At 34.8% G+C, this 12,253-nt stretch carries 7 protein-coding genes; 5 read left to right on the top strand and 2 right to left on the bottom strand.

The window, feature by feature from the left end:
• Positions 1-122: 122 nt before the first annotated feature.
• Together FLB_RS00605 and FLB_RS00600 are read left to right on the top strand one after the other, a co-directional pair.
• The gene (locus FLB_RS00605; protein WP_064714033.1) at positions 123-575 is read left to right on the top strand and encodes a DUF1456 family protein; all 453 of its coding nucleotides are present in this window, start codon (positions 123-125) and stop codon (positions 573-575) included.
• Positions 575-1,231, top strand: coding sequence for an oxidoreductase (locus FLB_RS00600; protein ID WP_197488918.1), 657 nt, complete (start codon positions 575-577; stop codon positions 1,229-1,231). Before FLB_RS00605 ends, FLB_RS00600 begins: the two co-directional genes overlap by 1 nt.
• A 221-nt stretch (positions 1,232-1,452) precedes the next feature.
• Here the strand turns inward: FLB_RS00600 and sucC are convergent, their stop codons facing one another.
• The gene (gene sucC / locus FLB_RS00595; protein ID WP_024982632.1) at positions 1,453-2,646 is read right to left on the bottom strand and encodes an ADP-forming succinate--CoA ligase subunit beta; all 1,194 of its coding nucleotides are present in this window, start codon (positions 2,644-2,646) and stop codon (positions 1,453-1,455) included.
• A gap of 405 nt (positions 2,647-3,051) precedes the next feature.
• Between sucC and gltB the strand changes: the two genes are divergently transcribed.
• From gltB to lysA, 3 genes are all read left to right on the top strand, one after another.
• A complete protein-coding gene (gene gltB / locus FLB_RS00590) occupies positions 3,052-7,569 on the top strand; it encodes a glutamate synthase large subunit (protein WP_064714031.1) in 4,518 nt (1,505 codons plus the stop codon).
• Between the two features lie 2 nt (positions 7,570-7,571).
• Positions 7,572-9,026, top strand: coding sequence for a glutamate synthase subunit beta (locus FLB_RS00585; RefSeq protein WP_064714030.1), 1,455 nt, complete (start codon positions 7,572-7,574; stop codon positions 9,024-9,026).
• 192 nt (positions 9,027-9,218) lie between these two features.
• On the top strand, positions 9,219-10,436 hold the full coding sequence (lysA, locus tag FLB_RS00580; RefSeq protein ID WP_064714029.1) for a diaminopimelate decarboxylase: 1,218 nt from the start codon (positions 9,219-9,221) through the stop codon (positions 10,434-10,436).
• Positions 10,437-10,494: 58 nt separating this feature from the next.
• Here the strand turns inward: lysA and pafA are convergent, their stop codons facing one another.
• Positions 10,495-12,111 (bottom strand): alkaline phosphatase PafA, encoded by a 1,617-nt coding sequence (gene pafA / locus FLB_RS00575; RefSeq protein ID WP_064714028.1) that lies wholly within the window; start codon positions 12,109-12,111, stop codon positions 10,495-10,497.
• Positions 12,112-12,253 lie beyond the last annotated feature (142 nt).

Below are 12,253 nucleotides of genomic sequence, written 5' to 3'. Positions count from 1 at the left end.
AAGGATGCCGCTACTACCGGGGCTAAAGGGAAACATCTAGCCTCTTTGTAAACATCAAATTCAGACTCGAATATAACGTCTCTCTATTTTTAAACTGTACCTTTGTAAAAAATTAAAAGAATATGACCAACAACGATATTTTCAAAAAATTACGCGTAGCCTTAATGTTGCGTGACGATCAAATAGTAGAAATCCTAGAACTAGTAGATTTCAGAATCTCAAAATCCGAATTGGGCGCTTTCTTTCGAGATGAAAAACACGAAAACTACATGGAATGTGGCGACCAAGTATTGCGTAATTTCCTTAACGGATTAGTAATTCACTTACGTGGCACCAAAGAAAGCCCAAAAGTACCTACTGAAGTTTTAGCCAAACACAGAGCTGAAATCCCAGCAAAAGACGGAACTGCAAAACGACCAGAGTTCAAAGCCAAACCAAAAGATGCAGAACAAAGTCGAGGAGACAAAAAGCCAGCGAGCAAAAAACCTTTCAAAAAAAGTAATAAATCAGCTGCTCCAAAAATTCAAGTGGTAGAAAAAGTAAAATTTAACAACGGCAAGCATAAAAAATCATAATGAAAACAGCTCTAGTTATTGGCAGTACGGGGCTTATTGGTTCGCAACTAGTAGATGTACTCTTAGAAAGTGAACACTATCAAAAAGTTGTCATTTTTGTAAAAAGAGAATCTGGAAAATCACATCCCAAACTAGAGCAACACATCATCAACTTTGATGCTCCCGAAACTTATCAGCATTTGGTGAAAGGCGATGATTTATTTTGCACCATCGGTACCACAATTAAAAAAGCAGGAAGCCAATCCGCCTTTCGAAAAGTAGATTACGAATATCCAATTGCATTTTCAAAAATTGCAAAGACGAATAACATAAAACAATTCCTGATTGTTTCCTCTTTGGGCGCCAACAAAGACTCGAACAACTTCTATTTAAAAACCAAAGGAGAAATGGAAGCAGCATTAACCAAAGCTAATTTTGAAACCGCTGTCATTGTTAGACCTTCATTATTACTAGGACATCGCTCTGAGTTTAGATTAGGAGAAAAAATAGGTGCTTTTTTCTCAAAAGGATTTTCTTTTCTACTATTTGGAAGCTTAAAAAAATACCACCCTATCGAAAGTTCTACTGTCGCCAGAGCCATTTATCATTTGGCACAATCGAACGTAAAAGGCTACACCATTTACGAATCGGATGAACTTCAAAACATAGGAAGCTAAACCACAACAAACTGAAATTCAAAAAGATTGGACTCCAAATTTTTACCGCAAATTCGCAAATTACTTCAATTATGACTATTTTAAAATTTGCGAATTTGCGGTAATACATAGAAGCTAAAGGAAAATATACTGAAAGTTCATAGTTTTGAGTTCAATTTAAAACCAATAAAAAAGCCTGTTCATAACTGAACAGGCTTTTGAATATATAACTAGATTGTAAATTAAGACAAAGCCGCTTTAACTTGGTCGGCAGCTTCTTGAAACTCAACTGCAGAAAGAATTGGCATTCCAGAATTATCAATTAATTCTTTTGCTATAGCAGCATTAGTTCCTTGTAAACGTACAATGATTGGCACTTTTATAGCGTCACCCATATTTTTGTAAGCATCTACAACACCTTGAGCCACACGGTCACAACGAACAATTCCACCAAAAATATTGATTAAAATTGCTTTTACGTTTGGATCTTTTAAGATGATACGGAACGCAGTTTCTACACGTTTTGCATCAGCTGTTCCTCCTACGTCTAAGAAGTTAGCAGGCTCAAAACCAGCATACTTAATCAAATCCATAGTTGCCATAGCCAAACCAGCTCCGTTTACCATACATCCAACAGTTCCGTCAAGATCTACATAGTTCAATCCTACTTCTTTTGCTTCTACTTCGATTGGGTTCTCCTCACGAATGTCGCGCATATCTGCATATTTAGCTTGTCTGTACAAAGCATTATCATCGATATTTACTTTAGCATCAACAGCCATAATTTTATTATCAGATGTTTTTAACACAGGGTTGATTTCGAACATCGAAGCATCTGAACCAATGTAAGCATTATATAAAGAATCGATGAATTTCACCATTTCTTTGAAAGCGTTTCCAGAAAGTCCTAAGTTAAAAGCAATTCTTCTTGCTTGAAAACCTTGCAAACCAACCGCTGGATCTACTTCTTCAGTAAAAATTAAATGTGGAGTATGCTCAGCTACTTCTTCGATATCCATTCCACCTTCTGTAGAATACATAATCATATTACGTCCAGTAGCTCTGTTCAATAAAACAGAAACATAAAACTCAGAAGTTTCGCTTTCACCTGGATAATATACATCTTCAGCGATTAACACTTTGTGTACTTTTTTACCTTCGGCAGAAGTTTGAGGCGTAATCAATTGCATCCCGATGATTTCGCTTGCAATTCCTTCTACTTTGTCTAAGCCTTTGGCAAGTTTTACACCACCACCTTTTCCACGTCCACCGGCGTGAATTTGAGCTTTAACAACATACCAACTTGTACCTGTTTCGGCAGTTAATTGTTTTGCAGCAGCAACAGCTTCTACAGGGCTATTCGCTACAATTCCGCGTTGAATTCGTACGCCGTAGCTTGCTAAAATTTCTTTTCCTTGATATTCGTGTATGTTCATAGTATATAATATTTGACCGAACTCTGAAAACGTTTCAGAATAAAGTGCGACAAAAATAGAAAATTAAACTCAAATAGAATTATTTTTTTTTCTTAAAAAAAGAGAAGCTTAACTTAAAAATAACCTTACAAAACAAATAAATTTTAGTAAAAAAATAAAAGTTAGTCGAAAATTTGTGATATTTTTTTTTGTTGTTGCTTTTGGAAGTAAAAAAGGTACTTTTTGAAAGTAATTTCTACTTTTTTCAATCTTAAATATTATGAAAATCATAATTAGTTAGGGACGAAATTTTGCAATTGTCATTTTTGTAAGCAAAATTTAATTTTATAACAAAAATAACAACCAAACACCGCAATTAGCCCGTTTATCTCATGAAATACATAATTTTGTAAAAAAAAAGCAAGCATGAAAATTGAAGAACAAGGCCTTTACTTGCCCGAATTTGAACACGACAATTGCGGTGCAGGATTCATTTGTAATCTGAACGGTATAAAATCTAATGACATCATTCACAAAGCATTAGATATTTTAATTAAATTAGAGCATCGCGGTGCTGTCAGCTCTGATGGCAGAACTGGTGATGGAGCGGGAATCCTTTTTGACATTCCGCACACCTTTTTTAAGAAAGTTTGTGAATTTTCTATTCCTGAGCCTAGAGAATATGCTGTTGGTATGGTATTCATGCCTAAAAGTAGTAATCAAGTTGATTTTTGTAAAACTACTTTCGAAAAAGCAATTATAGATCAAAAATTAGAAATTCTTGGATGGAGAGACGTTCCTGTTGATGTTAGCAATCTAGGACAAATCGCAGCTGAGAAAGAACCTACAGTAAAACAAGTTTTTGTTGGCAAAAATGGTTTGGACTTAACAGAACAACAATTCAATGCCAAAATGTTTGCTGCTAGAAAGATAGCAGAACATGCTGTTAGGGGCTCAAAAACTTCGGAAAGTCATATGTTTTACTTCTCAAGTTTTTCTACCACAACTATTATATATAAAGGACTGCTAATGCCAGAAGACATTAGCCGTTATTATACTGACTTATTAGACGACGACTTAGTTACTCGATTAGCATTAGTACACCAACGCTTCTCTACAAATACCTTCCCTTCATGGGATTTAGCACAACCTTTCCGCTATATGTGTCACAATGGTGAAATAAACACATTAAGAGGAAACGTGAGCCGAATGAGAGCTCGTGAAGAACTGATGAAAAGTGATGTTTTTGGTGAAGATTTAAAAAAATTATTCCCAATCATTTTAGAAGGCAAATCCGATTCTGCTTCTATGGATATGGTTGTAGAATTATTACTAATGACGGGAAGAACACTTCCTGAAGTTATGATGATGGTAGTTCCAGAAGCATGGGAAAAACATCAAACGATGAGTGCTGAGAAAAAGGCATTCTATGAGTACAATTCTTGTATTATGGAACCTTGGGACGGCCCTGCTTCTATACCATTTACTGACGGAAATGTTATTGGAGCGCTATTGGATAGAAATGGTTTGCGCCCTTCAAGATATACATTGACCAAAAGTGGTTTTGTAATTATGTCTTCAGAAATTGGTGTACTTGACATCAACCCAGAAGATGTAATTCAACATGGTCGATTAGAACCCGGAAAAATGTTCTTGGTTGATATGAACGAAGGAAGAATAATCGAAGATGACGAAGTAAAACATTCAATAGTTACTAAACGTCCTTACCAAAAATGGTTGGATGAAAATCTTTTACAATTAGCTTGTATTCCTTATACTGACAACCCTATTCCAGTTGAGAATCTTGATTTTGAAACCAGACAACGTATGTTTGGCTATACAATAGAAGATTTAAAAACAATAATTAATCCAATGGGCGGTAGCGGAAACGAGGCCATTAGTTCTATGGGTAATGATACTCCATTAGCAGTATTATCAGATCAACCACAATTATTGTATAACTACTTCAAACAATTATTTGCTCAAGTTACCAATCCTCCTTTGGATGGAATTCGTGAAGAAATCATCACAGATATTAGTTTAGCTATTGGTGGAGATTACAATATATTTGACATTGAAGCAAAACAATGCAAAAAATTAAAAATCCAAAACCCAATCATTTCTAATGAAGATTTGGATAAAATAAGAAACATTCAGCACGAAGATTTCAAATCAGTTACTATTTCTACGTTGTACAAAATAGAAAAAGGAGCCAATGGTTTAGAGCGTGCCTTAGAAAAATGTGTTCAAGCGACTTTCAAAGCGGTTTCAGAAGGAAGCAATATTGTGATTCTTTCAGATCGCGGTGTAAGTGAAACTTTGGCACCAATTCCTATGCTTTTAGCTTGTTCTTATATTCATCACACTTTAAACCAACTTAAAGTACGCTCTAAGTTTGGAATTGTTATTGAATCTGCCGAACCTCGTGAGCCTCATCATTTTGCTCTTTTATTTGGATATGGTGCTAGCGCCATCAATCCGTATATGGTCAATGAAATTATTCATAACCAAGTTAAAAAAGGTCACATTACTGGAATAACTGCCGAATATGCCATTAAAAATTACAATAAAGCTATCGGAAAAGGAATTCTGAAAATCATGAATAAAATCGGAATCTCAACGTTGCATTCCTATAGAGCTGCACAAATTTTTGAGATTTTAGGATTAAATAAAGCATTCTCAACCAAATATTTCCCATACACTCCATCTAGAATTGAAGGTATTGGATTAATGGAAGTAGAAAAAGAAGTGAAAAAGCGTTTCCAAAAAGCATTCCCAAATTCAAAAGTAGCCAACTTGCTACCGCTCGAAATTGGAGGGATTTACAGATGGAGAAGAAATGGTGAAAAACATATGTTTAATCCAACAACCATTTCAAAATTACAACAAGCCGTTCGTTTGAATAGCCCTGAAAGTTATGCCGAATATTCTAAAATGGTCAACGAACAAAGCGCTAATTTGATGACTATTCGTGGATTATTTGAATTCAATAATTTGGATCCAATTTCAATTGACGAAGTAGAGCCTTGGACTGAAATTGTAAAAAAATTCAAAACAGGTGCCATGTCATATGGTTCTATAAGTCAAGAAGCACATGAAAATCTAGCGATTGCTATGAACAGAATTGGTGGAAAAAGTAATTCTGGAGAAGGTGGTGAAGATTCAAGACGTTTCCAAAAAGAATTGAATGGTGACTCAAGAAATAGTGCCATAAAACAAGTGGCTTCAGGTCGTTTTGGAGTATCTATTAATTATTTGACTAATGCCAAAGAGATTCAAATAAAAATGGCTCAAGGAGCTAAACCAGGTGAAGGTGGACAATTACCAGGTGAAAAAGTAGTGCCTTGGATTGCTGCTACCAGAAATTCTACACCTTATGTTGGATTAATTTCTCCGCCTCCACACCACGATATTTATTCTATTGAAGACTTATCACAATTAATTTTCGATTTAAAAAATGCCAACCGTGAAGCTAGAGTAAATGTAAAATTAGTATCAGAAGTTGGAGTTGGAACCATCGCTGCTGGTGTTGCTAAGGCAAAAGCTGATGTCATCCTAATTTCAGGTTACGATGGAGGAACAGGTGCTGCACCATTAACGTCCTTAACTCATACTGGAATCCCGTGGGAATTAGGTTTGGCTGAAGCCCAACAAACTTTAATCCTAAATGATTTGAGAAGCCGTGTTGTTTTAGAGTGTGATGGACAGTTAAAAACAGGTCGTGACGTTGCTATTGCCGCTTTGCTTGGAGCTGAAGAATTTGGTTTTGCCACTGCTCCATTAGTAGCTTCAGGTTGTATTATGATGCGTGCTTGTCACTTGAATACTTGTCCTGTAGGTATCGCCACTCAAGATCCTGAATTGCGAAAAAACTTCAAAGGAACACCAGAACATGTGATTAATTTCATGTATTTCATTGCAGAGGAATTAAGACAAATTATGGCACAACTTGGCTTTAGAACTTTAAAAGAAATGGTGGGACAATCTCAAAAATTGAACGTGAATAAAGCGATTCAACATTACAAAGCGATGGGATTAGATTTGTCAACTATTCTTTATAAACCAGAAAAAGCAAAAACAGTTCCTAACCACAATACAATGCCTCAAGATCATGAACTAGAGCATGTATTAGATTTTGATATTATCAAAGCTGCTATTCCTTCTATTTATAGAAAAGAAAGAACAAGAGTAACCTTTGACATCAAAAATACGGATCGTTCAGTTGGAGCAATTTTGAGTAACGAAATTTCAAAAATATACGGTGCACAAGGGCTACCAGATGATACTATTCTAGTAGATTTTACAGGGTCTGCAGGACAAAGTTTTGGCGCTTTTGCTACCAATGGATTGTCTTTCAAAATCCACGGAAACTGTAATGATTATCTTGGTAAAGGACTTTCTGGAGGTAAATTAATTATAAAAGTTCCCCCAACAGCAACATTCAAGCCCGAGGAGAATATTATTATAGGTAACGTTGCTCTTTATGGAGCCATTACTGGTGAAGCGTATATTAATGGAATGGCAGGAGAACGTTTCTGTGTTAGAAACTCAGGAGCAACTGCAGTGGTTGAAGGAATTGGTGACCACGGTTGTGAATACATGACTGGAGGAACTGTAGTAGTACTAGGCAAAACTGGAAGAAACTTCGCTGCTGGTATGAGTGGAGGTATCGCTTATGTTTATGATCCAAATAAAAAATTCGACCAAACCCTTTGCAATATGGAAATGGTAGCTTTTGACCCATTAGAAACAGAAGATATCGCAAAAATGAAACGTTTGATAAAAAATCATTCCTTATACACAAGTAGTCCATTAGCTAAGAGAATTTTAGCAGATTGGGACAACCAAGTCAAGCATTTTGTAAAAGTAATGCCTACAGATTACAAAAAAGCATTACAACGTATTGCAGCAGAAAAGGAAGTTGAAGAATTAATAGCACAATAGTCATGGGAAAAATAGGAGGATTTAAAGAATTTAATAGAACCGACGAAGGTAACATAGCTGTTGTTGAACGCGTTGCCAATTATAATGAATTCACAATTGCATTACCAAAAGATAAAATAAAAGAACAAGGTTCAAGATGTATGGATTGCGGCATACCTTTTTGCCACAGCTCATGTCCATTAGGGAATTTAATTCCTGATTTTAATGATATGGTACATCAAGAAGAATGGCAAAGTGCATTAGAAATATTGCAATCAACGAATAATTTTCCTGAATTCACAGGAAGATTATGCCCTGCACCATGTGAAAAATCATGCGTTCTAGGTATTATCAAAGAACCTGTTGCCATCGAAAATATCGAGAAAAATATTATTGAAAGAGGTTTTGCCGAAGGTTGGATTAAACCACAACCACCTGTTGTTAGAACTGGCAAAAAAGTTGCTGTAGTAGGCTCTGGACCAGCTGGTTTAGCGGCCGCACAACAACTCAATCGTGCCGGACATACAGTAACTGTTTTTGAAAGGGACAACGCAATTGGAGGATTGTTACGATACGGAATTCCAAATTTCAAATTAGAGAAAGGAATAATCGATCGTCGTGTTGCTATTTTAGAAGCTGAAGGTATCGTTTTTAAAACCAATGTAAATGTTGGTGTCAACTTTTCAGTAGAAGAATTAAATGAATTTGATTCAATTGTTCTTTGTGGTGGAGCCACAGAAAGAAGAGGTTTACCTACCAAAGGAGCTGATAGCAAAGGAGTCGTTCAAGCTATGGATTTCCTAACCCAACAAACAAAAGTATTGTATGGTGAAGAAATCCAAAATCAAATTAAAGCAACTGGAAAAGATGTTATCGTTATTGGTGGCGGAGATACAGGATCTGACTGTATTGGAACTTCAAATAGGCAAGGTGCTAAATCGGTTACCAATTTTGAGATTATGCCAAAACCACCCGTTGGTCGTAGTGAAACTACACCATGGCCCTTTTGGCCGTTACAATTAAAAACTTCTTCTTCACACGAAGAAGGTTGTAACAGAAACTGGTTAATCAATACTAAAGAATTCATTGCTAACGAAAAAGGAGAACTAACAGCTTTGAAAACCGTTGAAGTAGCTTGGAAAATTGTGCCTGGACAACGTCCTGAACTAATTGAAAAAGAAGGTTCTGAAAAAATATGGCCGTGTGATTTAGCTTTACTAGCTCTTGGATTTACTGGACCTGAAAAAACTTTAGCAGAACAACTTGGTCTAGAATTGGATATGAGAAGTAACTTCAAAGCCAATAACTACCAAACTAATGTTCCTCATATTTTTACCGCTGGTGATATGAGAAGAGGACAATCATTGATTGTTTGGGCTATTTCTGAAGGTCGTGAGGCTGCAAGAGAAGTTGATTTATTTTTAATGGGGTACACCAATTTACCTACAAAAGGTAATGGCGATTTACCTAGCTTATAAACAAACCATTTTTTTTTTTAAATCCCTTGTCTTTATTATTTTAAGTCAAGGGATTTTTTTTGTATTGTTATAAAAATAATTTTTTAAGAATAAAAAGTTTTAATAATAACATTTTGTTATATTTTGTTATATTTTGTTTTTTATTTGGTCGAAGATAGAAACTGTAATAAATTTGTAAAAAAATAAATCACAATGCAAGGAAAAGACTTACTTCAATTAGCCGAACAATTTGGTACTCCACTCTATGTGTATGATGCTGAAAAAATTCAATCTCAATTCAATAGATTAACCAAAGCTTTTTCAAAGGTTGAAAAACTGCGCATTAATTATGCGATGAAAGCATTGTCAAACGTATCTATACTTCAGTTGTTAAAAGATATGGGTTCAGGTTTAGACACCGTTTCAATTCAAGAAGTACTTCTTGGATTACATGCAGGATATGCTCCAGAAAAAATATTTTATACTCCCAATGGTGTCTCTTTAGAAGAAATCGAAGAAGTAAACGCTTTAGGAGTACAAATCAATATCGACAACCTATCTATCTTAGAGCAATTTGGCACCAAGCATCCAAATGTTCCCGTTTGTATACGAATCAATCCTCACGTAATGGCTGGAGGCAATACAAACATATCTGTAGGCCACATTGATAGTAAGTTCGGAATTTCAATTCATCAATTACCCCACATTGTTCGAATTGTAGAAAACACAAAAATGAACATAGTGGGCATCCACATGCACACAGGATCTGATATTTTGGATATTGAAGTATTCTTATATGCTGCTGAAATTCTTTTTGATGCGGCAAGAAACTTTAAAAACTTAGAATTCTTAGATTTTGGAAGCGGATTTAAAGTTCCTTATAAAAAAGACGACATCGAAACAGATATTGAAGAATTAGGCAAAAAATTATCTAAAAGATTCAATGCTTTCTGTAGTGAATATGGTAAAGATTTGACCCTCATTTTCGAACCAGGAAAATTCTTAGTAAGTGAAGCGGGATTCTTTTTGACAAAAGTAAATGTGGTGAAGCAAACTACATCAACTGTTTTTGCAGGAATTGATAGCGGATTTAACCACTTAATTCGTCCAATGCTATATGGATCACAACATCATATAGAAAACATTTCTAATCCAAAAGGAAAAGAACGCTTCTATTCGGTGGTAGGATACATTTGCGAAACGGATACTTTTGCAAATAATAGAAGAATCGCTGAAATTAAAGAAGGAGATATTCTTTCATTCCACAACGCTGGAGCTTATTGCTTCTCAATGTCTTCAAATTACAATTCACGATATAAACCCGCAGAGGTTTTGTGGTTAAATGGAAAAGGACATTTGATTCGTGCTCACGAAAAATTTGAAGATTTGCTTCAAAATCAAATTCCACTACAGATAGAAGTTGCTATCTAAAGTTAAATTGGCTGTCTAAAAAAACATTTTTTGGACAGCCAATTTTGCATTACAGTATTTAATTTTTCTTCAAAAGTTCTTCGAGTACTTCTGCCTCCGTGCCATTTGGAAAAGTAATTTTAAGTAATTTGGACAAAGTAGGAGCTATTGAGGTAATGTAGACTTTCTTATAAGATTCGCCTTTAGGAACATGCCAACCATAAAACAATAATGGCACATTGGTATCATAACTATTTGGGGTACCATGAGTAGTTCCTGTTTCATTATACTCCATAAATCCAGTTTTTTGAACTAAAACTAAATCGCCATTCTGTTTAGGGTCAAATCCTTTAAAAATAAAATCTAAATAATAATCTCCGCCTGACGACGCTAAAATTTCATCATCAGTATATACTCTTTTTACATGAGCTAAATCTAAAACAAAAGTTTTAAAAGCGCCTTTAACAGCATTTAAATCAAGTCCTTTAGTTTTAATTAAATCTCTATTCAAATAAATATTATAATTTGAATAATTTGAAATTAAATTTATTCCATAAGTTGCCATCGAAAACTTTTCAAGTGACTTACTAGTCTCTTTTGAAGGTACATTTGTAACATTATATTTATTATCTTTTAAAAAAATAGGATTCTCAGCAGCAGCGTGATCTGCTGTTAAAAACAATAGATAATTATCTTTTCCAATGTTTTTATCAAGATAATCAAACATTCTAGCCAAGGTCAAATCCAAACGTAAATAAGTATCCTGAATCTCCATTGATCTAGGACCAAAAGTATGGCCTACGTAATCCGTTGAAGAAAAACTAACCGTCAAAAAGTCGGTGTCATTATCTTTTCCTAAATTTTCACTTTCTATTGCTCGCAAAGCAATATCTGCTAACAAGTCATTACCAAAAGGAGTAGTTCTAAGAATATCTGCGCCAGATTCTTTGTATAATTTATTCAAATCATACGGAAAAACCGGAGCCTTTGATTTATCAATTTTTCCTTCATAAGGATTATCATCAGGAAGACTCTCATTATAATCACTAGCTGGTTTTAACAAACTCCATCCTTTCTGAATGTAGTTCATATAACGTTTTTCACTATTGAATTTAGTAACCCAATCAGGCATTTTATCACCATAAAAAGAACTTGAAATAAAATCACCAGATTTACTAAACCAAAATGCCCAATTTGCGAAATGCCCTGCAGGTAAAATTGCTCCTCTATCTTTAATGCTAAGACCTATAACTTTACCTTTAAAATTTGTTGACATTCGCAACTCATCCGTCACAGTAGTTGCAAATAGATTTTTAGGAGACATCATGCCTTCTTTTTCAGTTCCAACAACAAGTGTACTTACAGAATCATCGTCGGTACAATATCTGCTTTTACCAGTTTCACGAATATACCAATCATTACCAATTATACCATGAGTGGCAGGTGTAGTCCCTGTATAAATTGAAGCATGTCCAGGAGCCGTATAAGTTGGTACATAATTATAGTTCATATTGTAATAAGCAAAACCATTACTCATCAAACGTTTAAAACCATCTTGTGAATAATCATCATAAAACCGATCTAGATATTCAGCTTTCATTTGATCTACCACAATTCCAATAACAAGTTTTGGTCTTTGCTGACCAAAAGAACTAAAGAAAACAAACAGAAATGATAAGGCAATTATTTTTTTCATAGATAAATATTTTAGACAAATTTAAAGGATATAATCAACAAAATCGCAATAAATAGCATTTTCGTATACTGAATTTACATAAAATAAAAAAAACCCCTTCATCATAAGATGAAGGGGTTTTACTAAAGAAAGGCGGCGACAT

The organism is Flavobacterium succinicans (genome assembly GCF_001662485.1).
GTDB lineage: Bacteria > Bacteroidota > Bacteroidia > Flavobacteriales > Flavobacteriaceae > Flavobacterium > Flavobacterium succinicans_A.
Note: the sequence above shows the minus strand (reverse complement) of the source record. Positions and strands in the feature narration are given on the sequence as shown.

Excerpts from the sequence above, each read along its gene's own strand:
- FLB_RS00605 (WP_064714033.1), top strand. The coding sequence starts at position 123 with ATGACCAACAACGATATTTTCAAAAAATTACGCGTAGCCTTAATGTTG.
- FLB_RS00600 (WP_197488918.1), top strand. The coding sequence starts at position 575 with ATGAAAACAGCTCTAGTTATTGGCAGTACGGGGCTTATTGGTTCGCAA.
- sucC (WP_024982632.1), bottom strand. The coding sequence starts at position 2,646 with ATGAACATACACGAATATCAAGGAAAAGAAATTTTAGCAAGCTACGGC.
- gltB (WP_064714031.1), top strand. The coding sequence starts at position 3,052 with ATGAAAATTGAAGAACAAGGCCTTTACTTGCCCGAATTTGAACACGAC.
- FLB_RS00585 (WP_064714030.1), top strand. The coding sequence starts at position 7,572 with ATGGGAAAAATAGGAGGATTTAAAGAATTTAATAGAACCGACGAAGGT.
- lysA (WP_064714029.1), top strand. The coding sequence starts at position 9,219 with ATGCAAGGAAAAGACTTACTTCAATTAGCCGAACAATTTGGTACTCCA.
- pafA (WP_064714028.1), bottom strand. The coding sequence starts at position 12,111 with ATGAAAAAAATAATTGCCTTATCATTTCTGTTTGTTTTCTTTAGTTCT.